The sequence below is a fragment of the Bacillus sp. ISL-45 genome (assembly GCF_018613195.1).
Taxonomy (GTDB): domain Bacteria; phylum Bacillota; class Bacilli; order Bacillales; family Cytobacillaceae; genus Mesobacillus.
The window spans coordinates 204954-224734 of record NZ_JAGGQQ010000019.1; the positions used below are offsets into that span (position 1 = coordinate 204954).

The following is a 19781-nucleotide window of genomic DNA, read 5'->3' on the forward strand; positions in this document are numbered from 1 at the left end:
TTAATACACCCCCAATTTCCCGTGAAATCTAGCTTTTTTATCCATTAACCGATAGAAATACATTCCAAAGAGAATATACAACAATGTAAGAGAAACAAGGGCTGTAAAAGAAATCAGCACTGTTTGTGATGAGAGCGTTTCAGTCGTCACATCCCGTAAAAGTTGGATTGCCCAGGTAGGAGGCAAAACGTAAGAAATTCCTTGAACCCACGCTGGCAAATACGAAATTGGAAATAAAAAGCCGCATATTAGATAAATCGGGTACTCGATGAAATTCATCAACGCTTCCGCTTGCCTCGAAAGGGTAAAGGCGAGCGCCAGAAAGAAAGAGAAAACAGCCAGTGACAGCAGGACGGATAGTAGTGCTGTTAAAAAGACCCATGGATGATGAAAAACGAGGTCTAATTGGAAGACGAATTTTAAATAGACGAATGACAAAATCATTGAAATAAGTCCCCATAATGTATTAGCAATAATTTTTCCGGTCAGAGTGACTGCGAACGGAACCGGTGAAATGAAAATAATCTCGAGTGTTCCGTAAAATCGTTCTCTGTTCACGTCACTGGCAGATGAAAAAACGATCGAAGACCAGAGGGCCATGAATCCAGAGCCCAATACGACATACTGAAATAAAGTTTCCGTTGAGTCTTTTCCGTAAATAAAGATTGCCAAAGTCGAATAGAAAAGCGGTGAAATCCAGATGATGAACTTAAACATTGGACGTGCAATCGATAGCTTCATATGGACAAGGATGGTGTGAAGAAGGGACGCAGCTAGATTCATGATGCATTCTCTCCAATCGTTCTTACATATACATCCTCAAGTGTTGGATTCGAAATCGTTAAATTGGTAATCACAGAATCTTTCATTGAATCATAAATAAATGGCACGACAAGCTGAGGTTCTGTTGTCTGGATCCGCAATGACCAAGCAAAATCATCATGGTCAACTTGTATATGGTGAATACTTTTAAGATTCTTTATTAAATCAATTTGTGATGATAAAGCTCCCAGGAGCGAGCAGTCGATGATGGACAGGTTATCCACCTTTTTCTTCAGATTGGAGGGCGTATCGATGTCGATTATTTCCCCTTTATTAATGAAGGCAATGCGATCACATAATTCGTCTGCTTCATACATGTAATGAGTTGTCAGCAGAATCGTTGTACCTTGGTTATTTAGTTTTCGCAAAGTCTCGCGAAGCTGCCTGGCACTAACAGGATCAAGGCCGATAGAAGGCTCGTCAAGAAACAGAATCTCCGGATTGTTCACAAGCCCTCTAGCAATCTGTAATCGCTGCTTCATTCCTTTTGAGAAGGTCTCGACCTTTTGATGGGCAACATCATGAAGGCCAACGAGCTTCAGTAAATCTTCTATTCTACTTTTCTTGATAGAATGAGGAATTTTATAAAGGTCAGCAAAATACGATAGGTTGTCATAAGCCGATAGCCGCCAGTATAAGTTCCGTTCTCCTCCAAGTATAAAATTGATTTTTGGCCTCAAAAGTCGGTGATCTGCTGCCGGATCAAGCCCTAAGATGGACACATTACCAGAATGGGGGATCAGCATCGTAGACAATATTTTAATCATCGTTGTTTTACCAGCGCCATTAGGACCCAACAAGCCGAAGATTTCCCCTTTCTTCACTGCAAAAGAAACTCCTTTCAGTGCTTCTACCTTCTTCTTTTCTTTCTTGAAAACACCTACTTCCGTTGTGTAGGCTCGAGTAACATTTTTTACTTCAATTACATTTTGGTTCATGTCTTCGCCTCCAATGTAAGATAGTTATCTTATAAGATGATTATATTACTACGTTTGGTGAAGTCAACCATTTTTTGCATAAAAAAAGTCTAATCCTCTATTTGGATTAGACTATAACTTCGGGTTTATAAATTCTTGCAATTGTTTTAAAGTTGCTTCTGCATGTTCCTGGTTGTAGGAAAAATACTTAATCGTCCCGACTTTTTCTTCTTTAACAAAACCAGCTTTCTTTAAAAGTTCCAGATGGTGTGAAACGGTTGCCGTTGTAATACCGAGGTACTCAGCGATTTTGGCACCGTATTCTTTATTACGGGCAAGCATTCTTAAAATAAGGATTCGATTCCGGTCGGAAAGTGCTTTCAATTGCACCTCCAATTCGGCACTTTTTTTTCGATAATCGACCAGTGGTGCATCAACTCCATAGATGATGATACATGTCTTGGAATCGAAAATCCTGATTCGATTAGCGGCAAAGAAGTATGAAGGAATAAAGTAATACACTTGATATAAGCTTGTTCGCCTGAACGTTTTTCCCATTATGTATTGAGCTAATGCCAATGGTTCCATGTCAATCGATTTTACTTTATCGATGGAATCCTGGGCAGCATTGCTTACTTTTGCAAGTTCATCTTTGATTATCCGGGATTGAGAAACATCTAACAAGAGAGTTATAAAGCTATTTCGGAAATCAGGCAGGTTTTTAAGTATATCTTGAATAGTTGATTTTTTTTCGTCTGTTTCCCACCAGATCGTATCCTCGTAAGACATAAGCTTCTCTGGATCCTTGATCAATTCTTTGATTTGCTTTTCAGGTAGAGACTCGCCAAAAAAGTGATACAAAAAATCAGGATCACTAAGAGTAGAGATCTTTTCAAGAAACAGTTCAACATCATGAAAATAAGGACAAGGCAGAAGGAAATTAAAAAGGAAGGTGAAACTCCAATCGGTTTTTGTTTCCCAAAAATCCAGGAATCCTGCAGAGTTTTTATCCAGTTCCTTGAGTAGTTGACCATATAAGCGGTCCTGTTCTTTTCTTGCATCAAGTAAAGATGAAGTAAAAGCAATATATTCCACAACAGTTGAGTGAAAATGCTCCACTACGACTTCATCAGCTTTTGAGCGGCTGTCCCACTCTAATGACATAACAACACCTCATTTCATACATGTTTATTATAAGGCAATCATCTAATAAAGGAAACATGAAAGGTTCGGAAACCTTGATTAAGGTTTGAATAGGCCTTATTAAGCAAGGCTAATCGGATTTTTTTACCATAAATAAGCATTCGATACTCAGCTAATGTTAATTGGATTTCCATTTTTGAACATTCCAGAGGAGGATTAATGCTCTTTTTCTTGAATACTATGTATGTAGGAATGAGACGATTAGTTTATTTATAGGGAGAAGAGTATGGAGAAATTTTATATTGCCTCGAGTTTTCGAAATATTGATGCTGTGAACTTAGTGACGAAACAATTAGTAAATAAAGGCTATATGCATACATATGATTGGACGAAAAATGCCAAAGCAAGGGAAGAAAAGACGTTTACATTCCAAGATTTAAAAGAAATCGGGCAAAACGAGAAAGATGCCGTCATAGAATCTGATTTCATCGTAGTGTTACTCCCAGGCGGAAAAGGAACTCATATAGAATTAGGAATCGCGTTGGGCCTGGGAAAGAAAATCTTTCTTTACTCACCAGATGGAGCAATAAATCATTTTGAAACAACTAGCACATTTTATCATTTATCCGAAGTAGAAAAATGTTATGGGACACTGGATGAATTAGTAGAGAAAATCATCACTCAATTGCCTTTAAACCAACAGGTGTGTTAATTCATAATGGTTATAGCTGAAGGGCTGAAAAAGAAAGGAAGATGACCGAATTGACAAAAAACTTTCTTTAATTTTATTGGGGGTATTAGCCTTCGCTGCCTTATTTTCAACTTTTTTATTTTTCAAGACCATTTTTTCAAATCTAGTTCCAGAGTTTATGACAGCTGAAGCAATTCCTTTAGCCATTTTTTCAGGATTAACATGGGTTGCACTTGCTATTACTTTAAGGAGTCTAGAGAAGTAGTTTGCATGCGGTGGTAACATGGAAATTTTTTAGGGGTGATTAATATTGAAATTTATTGATGACTTAGCAGGCTCTATTTATGATATTTTTAAATTCATTATAAAGTCGCTTAGCTATTTTCTGGCAGGTATGATGATCGTAGCAATTCCAATGTACTTGATTGTTTGGGTATTTGGTTTTTTAAAATAGAAGCTGTTTCAGAATAGATTTTTCGATTACTTGTAAAAACAACTGACAACAATAAGGGGTAGGTTAAGATCAAGAGTCCATTAAGTAAATTACTTTTGTTTGGTGCCTTGTTATCAGCGATTCTTTCTTTTATTCTTGGCACTAAACTCGCTTTACTGTCGGCGGGATTCCTTTTAGCTAATGCAGTATTGCTTCAATCTTTGAAAAAAAGAGAAGATGCAGGAAGGAGTTAAGTGCTTTGGAAAAAGTGAGAACGCACCCATTCATTACTTTTTCGTTAATCCCTAGCTCATTTACAATGACACTATATGCCTATCTATATTTTACTAATCAAGAAATAGAATAGTTTTTTCCTAATTGGATTGGCTCTTTATGGTTTTATAAGGAATCAAAAGATGGACACTAAGATAGTGACGGTACGGGGGAGTTATGAATACTTACAAAACTGAAGATTTACCAAAAGATAAAATAATAGAGTTTTTTAAGTTGCATTGGGGATCTCCAGAAATGGTTATCTCAAGCGGCGTTTATGATTGCAGTACATTAGATGGTTTTGCCATCGTAAAAGAAAACAACATCATTGGCCTGATTACCTATGTCATTAAAGATTACGATTGCGAAATTATATCATTAGACAGTATTGAAGAGGGTAAGGGTATAGGAACATCGCTTGTTAAAGAAGTAGAAAACCTAGCTTTCGAGAAAAATTGTAAATTCATAAGACTTATAACAACAAATGATAATTTATTAGCATTAAAGTTTTATCAAAAACGAGGATTTGTCATTTCCAAAGTGATCAATAATGCAGTAGAGAAAGCTAGAAAGTTAAAACCAGAGATTCCTTTAATAGGTAATGATGGTATTCCGATAAGGGATGAGATTGAGTTAAAAAAATTATTGGACTAACGTTGCGTTGACTGGAAGGGTTAACGCTCTTTCTGTTGAATTACTTTTGGACTAAGGTTGGTTCTTTTTGCTGAAAAAATTAGAGAGTAGTGAGAAAATGACTAAAAGCATCCCTTTTAGATTGATTGAACAAAAAGAAGGAACAGATAACTTAGTTATTGTTTTACCCGGAGCGGGTTACTCTACACATGCTCCGTTGTTATACTACACAACAGGGTTATTTTACAATAAAGGCTTCGATGTATTACATATCAATTATTCATTTAACAGGCAAGAGATTTCTTCTCTAAATGAAAGGCAACTGGCAAGAGATGTACAACTTGGGATTGATAACGCAACAAAGGACAAAAAATACAGCAACTATTATATAGTGGCTAAATCGATCGCAACAAAAGTTTTAAGGTGCTTGCTCGAACAGACAATGTTTAAAGAGACCAAATTAATATGGTTGACTCCATTGCTGCAAAATGATGACGTATTTAATGCAATGCTTAACAGTAATCATAAGGGACTGTGTATTTTTGGAGAAAAAGATAGTCATTGCTTTATTCTGGAACGCTATGAAAAGTTGAAAAGTAATCGAAATCTTACCTTAAAAGTGGTTGAGGGTGGAAATCACAGTTTAGAGCTTGATGAAGAACCAATAAAGTCTATTGATATATTAAAAAGTGTCATTTCTGATATTAATGAATTTTAGACTAATATCGGGCCGTTGATCCAGGAAGGCTAAACGCCCTTTTTATTGAATCCCTTATAAAAAGAACTAGGTTTTTTAATGAAGATGAGGTTGTAAAGGAGGAGCTCAAGTGGAACAACTTAAAACGTTTTTGTTAGCTTTAATCGCAATTGGAGTTTTGTATATTGCTTTTATTTTAACTGTAAAACCCTAGAACCGTTTTAAAAGCCGTTTGAATTAATTAGTGAAGAAGAAGGTTATTGGTGGATAATTGAATAAGCATTAAATAGGCAAAAGGTGTTGAACTATATGGATCGATGGAAATTCGATAATAAATCTAAGAGAAAGGTTAGAGGTCTAAGAAGAAGGAAAAGGGATTTAATGAATACCTTACATGAAATGACAGAACAATTGCCTAACCCCAATGATTATGGATTAGGCTATTGGCATTTGCATTTACCATTTGCACAAGAATATTTAGAGTCTGATAAAGTTCCCATTAAATTCAGAAAAGAAGTAATGCAAATTTTGATAGATAGAGTTAGCCATTTGAAAAATTTAAAGACACCATTGCAGGAGCAATATAGAATTTATACTGTAATAAGTCTGCCGAACTTATTTGATTCCCAGATCGCAATGATACCAGACAGAAGCTGGTTTAATGGATTTTTTGAAAGGAATACTTCAGAACAAAAGTGGCTGCCTTTGAACTTGCAAAGAGACATTATTAAAGAATGGAAACTTAATCTGCCCCCTGGTTTAGAAGTGAAGGGGTTTAAGGAAATAATTTCGGACGAGGATTATTACTATGAAGGAGAACTCTGGTTTATAGGTGAGATAAACTAAGTATTTTTCTTGATTTGCTAACAGTAAGGGGGAAAAGTTCTGGATAAAACAAAGGTTATGGTTTACTTTAGTGCAGTAAGTGATGAATTCCCATTAGAGGTAGTTACCGACACACTTGGTATTGAGCCCACAGAATCGTATAGAAGAAATAGCTAGAGAAAATAGGTGCAAACTAATTCAACTAGATACGTTTAGCTTTCAAGCCCCCAATTTCTATCAAAAAAATGGTTATGAGACAGTCGGTGTAATTGAAGACCATCCAAACATAGGAAATCAGCAGTATTACTTAAACAAGAAATTAACTTATTAAAAAGTCTAATTTCAAGTGTCTTAGTTAATTCAAGAACAAATTGCTTTGTTAATGAACATTGATGCAGGCTAACTTAAATAGTTAAAACATTTAGAATGCCACTCTTCATGAAGGATGCATGGCATTTCTATAGAAATATACAATTATCATGTTTTTGAAGGGGGAGTCTTAAATGTCCAATAAATTTAATATTAATTATGGGGAACATCACTCACAATTTGGTGTATTACGTTTGCCTGAAAGTTCAGATCCATGCCTAGTAATAGTCCTAATTCACGGGGGATTTTGGCAATCAAAATATAACTTAGAAGAGAATACCCCAATTGCTGAGGATTTAACTCGACGTGGTTATGCAACTTGGAATATCGAATATCGAAGAGTTGGTGAAGAACTAGAAGGATGGAATAGTATTTTTAATGATGTAATCGATGCTATTAACCATCTGTCTATTATTAAGGAGTCGTATCCTATTGACCTATCAAATGTAACTGTTATAGGTCATTCAGCTGGAGGCCATTTAGCCCTTTGGTTACCTTCGAGAATTAACACGTCGAAATCCGATAGTGTATTTAATAAACTCGCTATACCTATTGAAAAAGTAATAAGTTTGGCAGGAGTCACTGACTTACAAAACATGTGGGAAATCCACGAACAAAAGGGGATCAGCAGTCCCGTAGCCGCACTATTAGGCGGGGCGCCGCATGAAGTTCCTAATCGCTATAAAATGTCTTCTCCAATAGAGTTATTACCATTTGAAGTAGAGCAAGTGTTAATACATGGTGAGTTGGATCGTCATGTACCAGTTGAATTAAGTAAGAATTATTACCAAAGCGCTCTAGAAAAAGGAGATAAGGTGAAGTTAGTTGTTCTGCCAGATATTGAACATTTTAAAGTCATTGATCCAACTTCTTCAGCATGGGGCATAGTTGTTGATTCAATCTGAAATTTTTTGAATTAAAGAGTCGGAAGAAGTTTTTCCTTTTACATCTAACGAACGGAAGAGAAGTAGCGGATTTCTCAATAAAAATGCAAACAGATGACTTACAAAGAATAGTCATTTTAAAGACTTTATTGCATATATATGGAGACTCTTTTTAAGGAGGCTATCTAGTGTATTTTTTAATGCTTGCTCTATATGCAATTGGTCTTTTTGTTTTTGGATCTGCCATTTTGTTGTTCCTTGGAAGAATGGAAAAAATGAAAGCATTATTAATTGGGCTTATTGGTATTTTAATTAAGGTAGGGACTAACTTAATATTTTGATTCTTTAACTGGCTGCCAGATGGCAGTTTTTTTGTTTATATCGCGCAGCATTCCAGTAAGTAAGGAAATTTTTCACAAATACTGCCGTAATGTTAACTATGTGTATTGGTTATTTATGGTATTATTAAATTTAGATAGGCTCCGATATTAGGAGGGAATTAGAGTGAAAAATAAGATAAAAAAGTCTTCAACAGATAAGTCTATAAGTGGTGTTTGTGGAGGTCTAGCTGAGTATTTTGGTATATCTTCTTTGGCGGTAAGACTCATATTTGTTTTGTTACCTGGCGCTAATATACTAATCTATTTAATTCTTGTTAATACGATGGATGATAGTCCTCCCTCGTTATATTAAATCAATGGGTGTATTACTTGAAAAAATATTTGAAAGGGATTTTTCTTTGAAGAAATGGAAATTGCTTACGATACTTTTGACTAGCTTAATAATAGGTATATTACTTTATCACGATGCTCGAACTTTGGATCTTGATCGGTCTGATTTACCTGTCAATGATCAACTGGCGATTACAATAGCTCAGCGTTACCTTGCTGGTTATTGGACACACCCGGTTAAGCTGCATTTAACACCTTATGAGATGAAGAGTGTGAAAGATACAGCTGAAACTTATGTTGTGAATATAATCGATGAAAGGAATACAGCCAATTGTAAAGGATATCAGATTGTTGTTGAGAAGGATACTGGTAAAGTTATAGATAAAGAAGAGGTGAACTATTGCATTTAAGAGGAATAAAATCTATTTAGAATATTGGAATTAGAATAAGTCAGTGTTGGTTCAAAAATATAATGGAAACCCTTTCTGAGGTGCTGCTACTATGCTAAATCAAATAATTCAAAACTGGGAAATACGAAAACTTTGCAGGGATAGGTTCGACACGGAAAGTATATAGAGTTGCAGATTATGTAATAAAAGTACATTTGCACCCTCTTGGATATAAACAATCGCAAAACGAATTAGAAATTTATACTTCAATGGTGGATAAAGGTTTAGATCCGTTACTCGCTCCGACATATTACGTTGATGAATTTATATTTGTCCAACAATACTTCAGACCTTTAGAACTAAAGGATAAACAAACCTATGAGATAAAGGTACAAGAACATCAACATTTACTTCCTAATTTATACGAAGAAGTTTTAGATATTTTAGATAAAGACGTGGACTGTTTTGATTTATGTTGAAAGCTGCACTTTATATATAGAGTAAAGTGATCCGAGAAGGATTAAAGATACAAATTTAAAATAAACAGGAATTATCAAGATTATGCTTAAATCTTTGATAATACCAATAAAGATTAGGAGATTTATTTTGAGTATTCACGAAAAAACATATCTAACTATAGAAGAGCTTATTTCTTTACCAACCTTATCAGGGATTAACATAAGTGAAGATGGTAAAAACGTGGCATTTGTCAAAAATACAGCTGACTGGGCAGGCAATAAATATAGGAATCACATATGGATATATGAAAAAAGTCAAGGATGTTACGCATTAACAACCAACGACATAGAGGGCACATCACCATTATGGTCTCCAGACTCTAGACATATTGCCTACCTTAGTTCAGTTGGTGATGGGGAAGGGAAGAAATATCAGATCTTTGTTGAGTCATTCGATGGCTTAGGAAGGGTTCAAATAACTGATGAGAAAGAAGGAGTAAGTAAATTCAAATGGGATCCTGCTGGCAAGGGTTTTTATTACGTTGCGCAGTCAAATGAGTCTAAGCAGATCAAGAAACGCAAAGAGTTATACGGAGACTTCGAGCATGTAGGCAAGGATTACCAGAACCATTGTTTATATTACATTGAAATAAAAAATATAAATGAGTGCCCAGAAGATTCTAGTTATGCTGGTAAGTTTAATGTTAAAACCGTTCCGCATCAACTAACTGACGGTAAGGATTTTCATATCTATGAATTTAATATTTCAAACAATGGGGAAAAGGTTGTGTTTATGGCTGCACCAAGCCCGTCTGGTGAAGATGAGCAGAATCTAGACCTATATATACTAGATATAAAAACTGCCGAGCTGCAAAAGAAGTATGTTGATAAGTTATTGGGTACGAGTGTTTGCATTTCTCCTGAAGGCAGCAAAATATGTTACTCCGCAAGCATAAGGGAGAAAAATTATTATAAGACACATATAAGAGACACTACACTATACATATATGATCTTTATAGCGGAGAGCTCAATCAACCTCTCACAGACTTTGATAGTACAATTATTCCAATACGGTGGACAGCTAAAGGAATTTTAATAAAATGGCAGAATAAAACTAACTATCTTATTGGGTTATTATCTGAGAATGGCCCTGTGGAAATGTTAAGCGAAAAAGCAGATGGTTTTATATTGGATGCATCTATAACACAAGAGGGCAATCATCTATCCTATAGTAAGGCTGCAGCAAACGAAACCTTTGAAATCTATTTAGACGAAAAAAAGATAACAAATGAAAATAGCTTTTTCAAAGGAAAGCTTAAAAGTAACAGGGAAGTCATCTCTTGGAAAAGTACTTCTGATCTTGAAATAGAAGGGGTTTTATCAACACCGGTAGACTTCGATCCTAATAAAAAATATCCTTTATTAATACTCATCCATGGTGGCCCCAATTGGGCGTCTTTCCCGATCCATTCAGGCTGCTTCAATGAGAAATATCCTGTAGAACAGTATATTGAAAAGGGCTTCATCGTTTTAGAACCAAACTACAGAGGAAGTTCAGGATATGGGAATGAATTTTTAAAAGCAAACTATAGAAATATGGGAATTGGTGACTACCAGGATATCACATCTGGAGTGGATCACCTTGTAGACATGGGTTTTGCAGATAAGGATCGAGTGGGGATTATGGGGTGGAGCCAAGGTGGATATATATCAGCCTTCTGTTCTACATATTGTGATAGGTTTAAGGCGGTTTCAGTCGGCGGAGGAATTACAAATTGGAGTAACCATTATGTAAATACAGACACACCATATTTCATTAAGATGTATTTAGGAAAAAACCCATGGAATGATCCAGAGATATATAGTAGAACATCACCTATTACTTATATTAAGTCAGCCTGTACCCCCACTTTAATCCAGCATGGCGAAAAGGATGCAAGAGTTCCAACCACAAATGTATTTGAGCTATATCAAGCGCTAAGGGATATGGAAGTTGATACAGAATTAATTATATTTAAAGGAATGGCATATAGTTCTGACCAGCCAGGAATGAATGTAGCTATTATGAAGCAAAATTTGATATGGTTTTCGCACTATATTCTTGGAGAGAGCATCGAAAACTTAAGGTTCTTGGATTAAATATCAAGTGGGCCATAAGTTGAATTAATTCCTGAGATTATTAGTGAACTTTTATAGTGGTTCGTATTTTAATATTTCTTATTCTTTTTTCGATTGAGCACAAGAAACAAAGAAATAACAATCTTATTAACATAACTATTCTTACTTCTTATATATGGACAAAAGTTTTTTTGTAATCTTTTTTGTTTTTTATTCCTGCTAGGTTTGCTGTACTTTTTAATTTATGAAAAATTTTACTTAAACCCGGTTGTAATTGAAAATTGAGCTTCAAGTATAGGGGGGCTTATGAAATTCTTTAACGAAGTTAGTGATTTTTTTGGATTTACAAAACTAAAAGAGAGATTTTCCAGTAGTGATCATGGTGGCCTTTCAGAAGCAGATAGGGAATATATAAATCGTATTAAAGGTCAAAACCCTTTTGGTATCATATCGATGTTTATAGGTGGGGTTTCTTTTGCCTTTGGACCGATTTATGTTGCTTTTCCCATTATAATCATCATCTTTTGTTTCTTAACTTGTGGAACATTTGATCGAGAAAAAGAAGATAATCCATGGACTTTCATTATAGGTTTTTGTTTGGCTTTAATAGGCTTATTTTTGTATTTAAGAGGCGTAGTCCATGAGCTAATAGTATAAAAACTGGCTAAGTGCGTAAATCCCGTAGAGATTACTGCTTCGTGGAGCTTGTTATTGTTCATAAGGGGGCATAACAAGAAAGGTTGTCCGTTAAAAAGATGGGGGTGAAAATTTTGAGGAGATATTTGTATGGTTCTTTGTTATTAATACTCATTGCCGTCATTTCTTTTAATCTTTATAAATATCGCGTGCAAAATTTAGCTGATTTAGTAGATATAAACCGTGTTGAGAAAATATATATTGTGCTTGGGAATACAAGGCCCGAGGGCCAGTTTGAACTTTCAAAAGCAGACGATGAAACAATGAAGAAACTCGCAGACTTTCTTAGTCAATATCGGGTAAGGCTTACGACTAATGGAGGTTATAGTTCAGATCATCCGAGTGAAAAGTTTGAACTATACCTCGGATATAAAGATGGAGATTTAGGTTGGTATATCTTTGAACGGGATATTGTTGCAGGGGGAGGAATTCATAAGGTATTGAATCCTCCTCTGGATTATAAAGTGATAGAAAAACTTGAACAAGACATTAATTCTAAGTAATTTCTAAATTCTCCAGTAATTCTTAAATGTCCAAACCCTTGGCAAATATGGGTTTGGACATTTTTTAATTATCCCTTTTTGCTTGGAAAAGGATTAACGCTATTTTTGTTTTATTCCATATTCAGGTAAAGATGCAGGATCATAAGAACCGTAATTCCAAATAAAGTATTTTTTAGTTGTAAGATTAAAGAAGGGAAGAGTAATGTGTGGTACATAAGATTCTTGAACCACTTAATTATTACTGTAGAATTACAGTTCTTTAACAATTCGCAGAAAAAGACGGAATTGCCAATCCGGTCGCGAAGTATATAGGTACAGAGAAAAATAGGGGGCAATATCAGAAGCTAATTAGGGGGACTACATATGCTAGAATTTGAAGCTAATATCGATCAATTTGCCACTATAAAAGTAATTGGGGTTGGCGGCGGCGGAAATAATGCCGTGAACCGGATGATTGAGGACGGCGTGCAGGGAGTGGAGTTCATTGCCGTGAATACAGATGCGCAGGCTCTCAACATGTCAAAAGCGGAAGTCACGATGCAAATCGGCGGTTCGCTGACCAGAGGCCTGGGGGCCGGAGCAAATCCTGAAATCGGTAAAAAGGCTGTTGAGGAAAGCAGGCAGCAGATCAGGGATGTCTTGCAGGGTGCTGACATGGTGTTCGTAACGGCCGGAATGGGCGGCGGAACCGGGACTGGAGCTGCACCGGAGATAGCCCATATTGCGCGCGAACTTGGCGCACTAACTATTGGAGTAGTGACTCGTCCGTTCACTTTTGAAGGCCGCAAGCGGGCGCAAAATGCGGCATCCGGAATTGAAGAGATGAAGAAAGCTGTCAATACCTTAATCATCATACCAAACGAGCGATTGTTGGAAATCGTCGATAAGAAAACGCCGATGCTTGAAGCCTTCCGTGAGGCGGACAATGTCCTCAGACAGGGTGTCCAGGGCATTTCCGACTTGATTGCGGTACCAGGCTTGATTAACCTGGACTTTGCTGACGTGAAAACGATTATGTCCCATAATGGAACGGCGCTCATGGGCATTGGAGTGGCTTCAGGCGATGACCGTGCTGCTGAGGCTGCCAAAAAGGCCATCTCCTCACCACTGCTTGAAACAAGCATCAATGGAGCTAAAGGAGTGCTAATGAACATCACCGGCGGAGTGAACCTCAGTTTGTATGAAGTCCAGGAAGCGGCCGATATTGTGGCGGCTGCAACAGATGACCAGTTAAACATGATTTTCGGGTCGGTTATCAATGAAAACCTGACTAATGAAATCATGGTGACTGTGATTGCTACCGGATTCGATCATGATGAGGAGGTAGCACCACCATCGAACACATCGCGCCGTCCTGGAGACATGATTGCCAATTCCCGTGAACAATACCATGCTCAGTCGAGACAGCGAGAGCCTGTTGCTTATGCAGAATCGAGGGATTACGGTCAACCCCAAACCTACAGCCAATCCGGCAACTACGGACAGTCCGGCCATTATAGCAAGCAGCCTGCCTACGAGGAGCCAGCAAATTACGACCGTGGTACTCAGCAGCCAGATGACTCGCATGATATTCCAGCGTTCTTGCGGAAGCGAAGCAGAAGGCGGTAAACCTGCGAAAAGAACCCAATCGGGTGTGATTGTTCACAAGATGAGAAATTAAAAGATTAAAGCCTATAATTATAATTAATAGTAAGAGTAGATTAGGTTTGGTAACCAATATAAACAACTTAAAAAATGGATTACATTGTAGTTTCAATGTAATCCATTTTTAAAATTGAACGGAAAAATTTATAGGGGATGATTTTATTATATTATAAAAGATGAATTAAAATAGACCATCAAATACTACTATATTCAATGGTCTATTTCCCTTGCATAGATTAAGCTTTTGACAGGTTAGAGAATCTGTAAGGGAACTCTCCCACCTTCTTTTGGTTTATTTTCGTTTGCCTTTCAGGTTGACTCCGATTGCTGCTCCGTTTCTGCTTGAGTCAGCAACTCCTTTAAAAATACCATTTTCACGATCGATGAGAATGCTTTGTACATTCCCAATCGTTGTTGGACTAGGACCAAATTTATGGCCCATCGTGTTCAGTTGGCTAATCGTATCAGCGCTAATGCCTTCTTCATAACGATAGGAATTAAGATTGTTGGTATAGATTCTTGGCTCTTCGACTGCATCTTTGAGTTCCATATCGTACTCAATTGCATGGATAATGGTTTGCAGTACTGATGTTATGATGGTCGGGCCTCCAGGGGAGCCTACGGTTAAGACTGGTTCACCTTCGTTATCAAAAACGATAGTCGGTGTCATGCTGCTCAGTGGGCGTTTGTTTGGCTGGACTTCATTCGCGCCGCCTGGGACTGCGTCGAAGTCGGTCAATTCATTGTTCAGCATGAATCCATAACCAGGCACCATGATGCCTGTTCCAAAAACCTGTTCAATGGTTGTTGTGTAGGAGACGACATTTCCCCATCTGTCTGTAACCGAAAAATGTGTTGTTTCTCCATATTTCCGATCATTTGGCTGGCTTGCTTTTGCATAGTTGGCTTCGGAATCTTCGTACTTCCAAGGGTCGCCGGCTGTTGAATTTTGATTGACTGAATCCAGACTGATCAGTTCCTGGCGCTCCTTGATATAATCCGGGTGTAGAAGTCCATTCACAGGCACATTGACAAATTCAGGGTCACCAGCGTATGCTGCTCGGTCCGCGTAGGCAAGGTGCATGGCTTCGGCCAGAAGATGATATTTTTCTGCTGATCTAACATCATATTGTGACAGATTGAAATCATCAAGGATTTTCAGCATTTGCAGCAGGAAGACACCGCCTGAGCTTGGTGGTGGCATGCTGGCAATTTCGTAGCCTTGATAGTCTCCCCACACTGGCTCATCCACTGTTACATCATATTTTTCCAGGTCCTCTGAAGTCATTGAACCTCCAAATTCCTGGACAACGTCTGCAACCGCATCGGCGATTTCTCCTTTATAAAATGCGTCCGAACCTTGCGAGCGAATCAGCTTAAAGGTTTTAGCCAAATCGTCCTGAACAAGAACATCTCCCTCTTGAAGTGGCTCTCCGCCAGGGAGGAAGACCTCACTTGCTGCAGATCTTGATAACTTGTCCTGATTATCCGCAATCGCATCTGCCAGGACCGAATCAATCGGGAATCCCTTGTCAGCGAGCTTAACGGCCGGTCCAATCAGCTGTTGCAGCGGGCGAGTTCCCCACATTTCAAGCGCTGTTTCGAGCCCCTTCAGCGTACCCGGCACTCCCACTGCTGTACCGCCAGTTGATCGAGTGGAGAATGGAATTGGATTTCCGTTCTGATCCAGGAACATATCTGGTGTCGCGCCTTCAGGAGCACGCTCGCGACTGTTCACAATCTTGGTTTCCTTTGTTTTTCCGTCATAAACCATCATGAAACCGCCGCCGCCGATTCCGGACATCATGGGCTCTACTACTGTCAGTGCAAACTGGATGGCAACAGCAGCATCAACCGCATTTCCTCCCTTGCGAAGAACTTCAGCACCAATCTCAGATGCAAGTGGATGGGCTGTTGCAACCATACCATCTTTGCCAATATCAACCTGGCTGTACTGGTCGTAGCTGAATTGCGGTTTTTTAGCCAGTCCCGCTGCAGGCATGGTACCGGCGAGCAACAGAACACTTAGCAGAGCAAATAGCCCAGTACGTAAGAAACTTTGCATGTGAATCCCTCCTGTTTAATTTTGGAATCATCCTCATGGTAGGGGAAAAGAGAGATTGATAGCAAATAATTTGCCGAATTTTCTCAATTTTAAATCTTTATAACTAGCTGTACTGAAAAGTTTAGTAAAAAAGGCACCTCTACAAGTTAGGGCAAAAGAATGATTAAGTTTTGAGCCTCAATTTAATTGTGTGTTCTAAATTTTCGATTGTCTGGTAAAAAGGAATCCGTAGGTTTCAAATGGAATAAATAAACAAGAGGTTTCTTTATATGGAGGTGAATTCATGCTAAACGAAGCGATCAAAGCAGTTGAGGAGTATCGTTCTGTTTTAAACACCAGTGATGGAATGAAGTGAACAAATGGATTTCAAGTGAGTTTATTGGGTATTTTGGATATTACAATGACCGGGATTACGAGGTTTATAATGGGGACTCTTATAAAAGATCAAATATTGAAACCTTTGAGTCATATAAAGGGCAAAATCCTCAATGGCAATATACAGATTTAACTCGCAATTTTCGGTCGGAAAATGAAATTATTTATTCAACCATAATCGATTTCTATTTATCTGGTGAGAAAGTAGCAAGAGCATTGGCAATTGAAATATTTAAAAAAGAACAGGAAGGCTGGAAGTTATATAGACAGCATATGGAGAGATATTCTTCTGGTTGGTAAAATTCCGGAAAATAATTTTTATTAATTGGGTTATAGCATTGTATAGAGGGGAAAAAAATGACAATAACACTACAAAACTGTACTCTTGCAGATTTAGAAACGCTTCAAGAAATAAGTATCGAAACATTTAACGAAACCTTTAAGGCACATAATTCTCCTGAGAATATGAGTGCCTATTTGGAGACCGCGTTTAACTTAGAACAACTGGAAGGCGAGCTATCCAATCCTTCATCACAATTCTTTTTCGTATATTACCATGATGAAGTGGCTGGATATTTGAAGGTTAATACCAATGATGCTCAAACTGAAGAAATGGGTAATAACTCTATTGAAATTGAAAGAATTTACGTGAAAAATAAATTTCAGAAGCTTGGGATTGGCCAGTATCTTTTTAATATGGCTATCGAAATTGCTATGGACAGCGGTAAAAAGAGAATCTGGCTCGGTGTATGGGAAAAGAATGAAAATGCCATCGCTTTTTACAAAAAGTTGGGGTTTATCCAAACTGGAGAGCACTCTTTTTACATGGGGGATGAAGAACAATTAGACTTCATCATGACTAAGACACTGTAATGTGACTTGATTAAAACCAATGGATGATCAGCTTTCTTAACTTATGTAAATAACCTATACTTAAAAAAAGCCGACTATATGCCAGTGGTGGATAAAAACCTGCATATGATCGGCTTTTTTCTCACATTATGTTTTTAATGTGACGATAAATTCCATCTCAGGCTTTTTATCCGCCCAATATTCTATTTAATGTGACGATAAATTCCATCTCAGGCGTATGATCCGCCCAATATTCTATTTAATGTGACGATAAACTTCTTCTCAGGCTTTTTATCCGCACAATATTCAATTTAATGTGACGATAAATTCCATCCCAGACGTATGATCCGCACAATATTCAATTTAATGTGACGATAAATTCCTTCTCAGGCTTTTTATCCGCACAATATTCTATTTAATGTGACGATAAACTTCTTCTCAGGCTTTTTATCCGCACAATATTCAATTTAATGTGACGATAAATTCCTTCTCAGGCATATTAACCGCACAATATTCAATTTAATGTGACGATAAATTCCTTCTCAGGCTTTTTATCCGCACAATATTCAATTTAATGTGACGATAAATTCCTTCTCAGGCTTTTTATCCGCACAATATTCTATTTAATGTGACGATAATTTCTATCTCAGAAGTTTTAACCGTACAATATTCAATTTAATGTGACGATAATTTCCATCTGAGGCACATGATCCGAACAATATTCAATTTAATGTGACGATAAATTCCTTCTCAGGCGTATTAACCGCACAATATTCAATTTACCGTGACGATAATTTCCATCCCAGACGTTTTATCCGCCCAATATTCTATTTAATGTGACGATAAATTCCTACCCGAGCGGTTTATCCGCACGATGTTCTTTTGGATCCTCTGTGCGTCCTGCAAAAATTAATACTGTTATGTATGTAAGCGAAGAATGTCATGCCACCCGGTTAACCCTGATCTTTAAGTGATTAGTAGGTCTAAAGTCCAAATAGAAGTTTGTCTTTTGTTGTCTAAATATTCATTCTTTTTACACTATTAATATAGTTCTAACTTAAACTATCATTTATTTAGCGTCCCGAAAGGTGTAAAAAGGAGGGGAGATATGAAGGGGGCGACGACTTTTCGGAAGGGGTACATAAATGAAATCGTTTAAGAGGTTAATAAAAATTACATCGGCTATTATGATCCTTATGGTTGCATTCAGCTCTGCATCATATGCAGCACTTCAGCCTGGGGGACCATCCACGAACGGCAATACGAACATTAACAGCACCCTGTCTTACCAGGAAGTTGTCAAAATCCTTGAAGACCTCGAGAGAACAAGCAAAGGAAAGGTTGATGTATTTACACTCGACCAGTATGGGAAGTCAGAACAAGGTCGAAGCATTTATGTCGCAAAAGTTGGGACAGGCCCCCAGAAAATTTGGATCCAAGCCCAAATCCACGGTAATGAGAAACTGGTTACCGAAGCAGCACTCCAGCTTTTAAAGACTTACGCACAGAGCGGAGAGAAGGATGTTGAGAGGGTTCTGGAAGAGTCTACACTTTATTTCATCCCCATGTACAATCCGGATGGAGCAGAAATGAACCTGCGTCAAACCCAACTTGCGAATAGCGGTAAATTGATTGATCTTAACCGTGATTGGACGGCAGCTGGTTTTGAAGCAGTGGAATCCAGAGTGGTTTATGCCTACTGGGCAGACGTGAACCCTGATTTTGCGATAGACCTTCACCATCAGGGGTTTAAACAAGTTTATGGCACGAACGAATCCACGTCATTCTCCCTTGGAATCTCACTTGCTCCAGACGGGCCAACATTGCCTGGTACCGGCTATAACGAGATCACCAAGCAAATGATGGCGTATGTTTATGATGAGTTGAAAGATTACGGATACACCCATATTGACCGTTACCAGGTTGCTGTGAATCGAGAAGCAGGAATCGGCTATGATATCGATATCAGGGGCGGTGTTGTTTCAGCGATGATGATGGGGCTAAACTACAATAACTTGAATCCTGAAGGCCATAGCCATCCTGCAGTATTTTTCGAAACAAAAGGGAATTCTTCTGATGGCAGCCTTGGCCAAAAGTCAAATGGGTACCTGACAAAGCAGAATTACCTGGCATTGAAGTCATTGGTCCATGGATATGTAACCGCTGAAGTTGAGAAAGTGAACCCAGATGACTGGTATAACATACCGTATTATCCTCTCGCTGGATACTTTACGGATTATAATGGGGTCGTCCCTGCAGGAGCAGACAACAGGTATTAATATCTTTTTGATAGAGTGTCGTAAAAGGCACTCTCTTTTTTCG

21 protein-coding genes and 1 pseudogene are annotated in these 19781 nt (G+C 37.8%); 18 read left to right on the forward strand and 4 right to left on the reverse strand.

Features of this window, described 5'->3' with window-relative positions:
• From J7E35_RS20175 to J7E35_RS20185, 3 genes are all read right to left on the reverse strand, one after another.
• A complete protein-coding gene (locus J7E35_RS20175) occupies nt 1-783 on the reverse strand; it encodes an ABC transporter permease (protein ID WP_214783156.1) in 783 nt (260 codons plus the stop codon).
• Complete coding sequence (locus tag J7E35_RS20180; RefSeq protein WP_214783159.1) at nt 780-1760, reverse strand: ABC transporter ATP-binding protein; 981 nt, start codon at nt 1758-1760, stop codon at nt 780-782. Before J7E35_RS20180 ends, J7E35_RS20175 begins: the two co-directional genes overlap by 4 nt.
• A gap of 111 nt (nt 1761-1871) precedes the next feature.
• A complete protein-coding gene (locus J7E35_RS20185; protein ID WP_214783162.1) occupies nt 1872-2903 on the reverse strand; it encodes an ArsR/SmtB family transcription factor in 1032 nt (343 codons plus the stop codon).
• Nucleotides 2904-3168: 265 nt separating this feature from the next.
• Between J7E35_RS20185 and J7E35_RS20190 the strand changes: the two genes are divergently transcribed.
• The 15 genes and pseudogenes from J7E35_RS20190 to ftsZ all read left to right on the forward strand — a co-directional run bounded on the left by J7E35_RS20190 (nt 3169) and on the right by ftsZ (nt 14131).
• Nucleotides 3169-3594, forward strand: coding sequence for a nucleoside 2-deoxyribosyltransferase (locus tag J7E35_RS20190; RefSeq protein WP_214783165.1), 426 nt, complete (start codon nt 3169-3171; stop codon nt 3592-3594).
• Nucleotides 3595-3883: 289 nt separating this feature from the next.
• On the forward strand, nt 3884-4027 hold the full coding sequence (locus tag J7E35_RS20195) for a hypothetical protein (protein ID WP_214783168.1): 144 nt from the start codon (nt 3884-3886) through the stop codon (nt 4025-4027).
• 429 nt (nt 4028-4456) lie between these two features.
• Nucleotides 4457-4933 (forward strand): GNAT family N-acetyltransferase, encoded by a 477-nt coding sequence (locus tag J7E35_RS20200; protein WP_214783171.1) that lies wholly within the window; start codon nt 4457-4459, stop codon nt 4931-4933.
• Nucleotides 4934-5000: 67 nt separating this feature from the next.
• Complete coding sequence (locus tag J7E35_RS20205; RefSeq protein WP_251041116.1) at nt 5001-5630, forward strand: alpha/beta hydrolase; 630 nt, start codon at nt 5001-5003, stop codon at nt 5628-5630.
• 288 nt (nt 5631-5918) lie between these two features.
• Nucleotides 5919-6455, forward strand: a complete 537-nt coding sequence (locus J7E35_RS20210; RefSeq protein ID WP_214783174.1) for a DUF3916 domain-containing protein — start codon at nt 5919-5921, stop codon at nt 6453-6455.
• Between the two features lie 139 nt (nt 6456-6594).
• A pseudogene (locus tag J7E35_RS23385) lies at nt 6595-6765 on the forward strand (N-acetyltransferase); the annotation flags it as partial.
• A gap of 172 nt (nt 6766-6937) precedes the next feature.
• Nucleotides 6938-7708 (forward strand): alpha/beta hydrolase family protein, encoded by a 771-nt coding sequence (locus tag J7E35_RS20215; RefSeq protein ID WP_214783177.1) that lies wholly within the window; start codon nt 6938-6940, stop codon nt 7706-7708.
• 167 nt (nt 7709-7875) lie between these two features.
• Nucleotides 7876-8028 (forward strand): hypothetical protein, encoded by a 153-nt coding sequence (locus J7E35_RS20220; RefSeq protein ID WP_214783180.1) that lies wholly within the window; start codon nt 7876-7878, stop codon nt 8026-8028.
• Between the two features lie 163 nt (nt 8029-8191).
• On the forward strand, nt 8192-8380 hold the full coding sequence (locus tag J7E35_RS20225) for a PspC domain-containing protein (protein ID WP_214783183.1): 189 nt from the start codon (nt 8192-8194) through the stop codon (nt 8378-8380).
• A gap of 4 nt (nt 8381-8384) precedes the next feature.
• Nucleotides 8385-8768, forward strand: coding sequence for a hypothetical protein (locus J7E35_RS20230; protein ID WP_214783186.1), 384 nt, complete (start codon nt 8385-8387; stop codon nt 8766-8768).
• 194 nt (nt 8769-8962) lie between these two features.
• Complete coding sequence (locus J7E35_RS20235; RefSeq protein WP_214783189.1) at nt 8963-9226, forward strand: hypothetical protein; 264 nt, start codon at nt 8963-8965, stop codon at nt 9224-9226.
• A 127-nt stretch (nt 9227-9353) separates the two neighbouring features.
• Nucleotides 9354-11345 carry a S9 family peptidase gene (locus J7E35_RS20240; RefSeq protein ID WP_214783192.1) on the forward strand — a complete coding sequence of 664 codons (1992 nt, stop codon included), beginning with the start codon at nt 9354-9356 and terminating at the stop codon, nt 11343-11345.
• 285 nt (nt 11346-11630) lie between these two features.
• The gene (locus tag J7E35_RS20245; RefSeq protein ID WP_214783193.1) at nt 11631-11981 is read left to right on the forward strand and encodes a cell division protein FtsK; all 351 of its coding nucleotides are present in this window, start codon (nt 11631-11633) and stop codon (nt 11979-11981) included.
• A gap of 113 nt (nt 11982-12094) precedes the next feature.
• Nucleotides 12095-12523, forward strand: a complete 429-nt coding sequence (locus J7E35_RS20250; protein ID WP_214783196.1) for a hypothetical protein — start codon at nt 12095-12097, stop codon at nt 12521-12523.
• 363 nt (nt 12524-12886) lie between these two features.
• Nucleotides 12887-14131: a cell division protein FtsZ gene (gene ftsZ, locus J7E35_RS20255; protein WP_214783199.1), complete on the forward strand. Its 1245-nt coding sequence runs from the start codon at nt 12887-12889 to the stop codon at nt 14129-14131.
• 328 nt (nt 14132-14459) lie between these two features.
• Here the strand turns inward: ftsZ and ggt are convergent, their stop codons facing one another.
• Nucleotides 14460-16232, reverse strand: coding sequence for a gamma-glutamyltransferase (ggt, locus tag J7E35_RS20260; protein ID WP_214783202.1), 1773 nt, complete (start codon nt 16230-16232; stop codon nt 14460-14462).
• Nucleotides 16233-16583: 351 nt separating this feature from the next.
• Here ggt and J7E35_RS20265 point away from each other — a divergent pair, with 351 nt between their 5' ends.
• The 3 genes from J7E35_RS20265 (at nt 16584) to J7E35_RS20275 (ending at nt 19738) form a co-directional block, all read left to right on the forward strand.
• Complete coding sequence (locus J7E35_RS20265) at nt 16584-16907, forward strand: DUF4440 domain-containing protein (RefSeq protein ID WP_251041117.1); 324 nt, start codon at nt 16584-16586, stop codon at nt 16905-16907.
• Between the two features lie 57 nt (nt 16908-16964).
• On the forward strand, nt 16965-17480 hold the full coding sequence (paiA, locus tag J7E35_RS20270) for a spermidine/spermine N(1)-acetyltransferase (RefSeq protein WP_214783205.1): 516 nt from the start codon (nt 16965-16967) through the stop codon (nt 17478-17480).
• Nucleotides 17481-18604: 1124 nt separating this feature from the next.
• Nucleotides 18605-19738 (forward strand): M14 family zinc carboxypeptidase, encoded by a 1134-nt coding sequence (locus J7E35_RS20275; protein ID WP_251041118.1) that lies wholly within the window; start codon nt 18605-18607, stop codon nt 19736-19738.
• The last annotated feature ends 43 nt before the right edge of the window (nt 19739-19781 follow it).

Bases quoted from the DNA above. Each gene is read 5' to 3' on its own strand.
- J7E35_RS20175 (WP_214783156.1), bottom strand. From the start codon at position 783: ATGAATCTAGCTGCGTCCCTTCTTCACACCATCCTTGTCCATATGAAG.
- J7E35_RS20180 (WP_214783159.1), bottom strand. From the start codon at position 1,760: ATGAACCAAAATGTAATTGAAGTAAAAAATGTTACTCGAGCCTACACA.
- J7E35_RS20185 (WP_214783162.1), bottom strand. From the start codon at position 2,903: ATGTCATTAGAGTGGGACAGCCGCTCAAAAGCTGATGAAGTCGTAGTG.
- J7E35_RS20190 (WP_214783165.1), top strand. From the start codon at position 3,169: ATGGAGAAATTTTATATTGCCTCGAGTTTTCGAAATATTGATGCTGTG.
- J7E35_RS20200 (WP_214783171.1), top strand. From the start codon at position 4,457: ATGAATACTTACAAAACTGAAGATTTACCAAAAGATAAAATAATAGAG.
- J7E35_RS20210 (WP_214783174.1), top strand. From the start codon at position 5,919: ATGGATCGATGGAAATTCGATAATAAATCTAAGAGAAAGGTTAGAGGT.
- J7E35_RS20215 (WP_214783177.1), top strand. From the start codon at position 6,938: ATGTCCAATAAATTTAATATTAATTATGGGGAACATCACTCACAATTT.
- J7E35_RS20230 (WP_214783186.1), top strand. From the start codon at position 8,385: ATGGGTGTATTACTTGAAAAAATATTTGAAAGGGATTTTTCTTTGAAG.
- J7E35_RS20245 (WP_214783193.1), top strand. From the start codon at position 11,631: ATGAAATTCTTTAACGAAGTTAGTGATTTTTTTGGATTTACAAAACTA.
- ftsZ (WP_214783199.1), top strand. From the start codon at position 12,887: ATGCTAGAATTTGAAGCTAATATCGATCAATTTGCCACTATAAAAGTA.
- ggt (WP_214783202.1), bottom strand. From the start codon at position 16,232: ATGCAAAGTTTCTTACGTACTGGGCTATTTGCTCTGCTAAGTGTTCTG.
- paiA (WP_214783205.1), top strand. From the start codon at position 16,965: ATGACAATAACACTACAAAACTGTACTCTTGCAGATTTAGAAACGCTT.
- J7E35_RS20275 (WP_251041118.1), top strand. From the start codon at position 18,605: ATGAAATCGTTTAAGAGGTTAATAAAAATTACATCGGCTATTATGATC.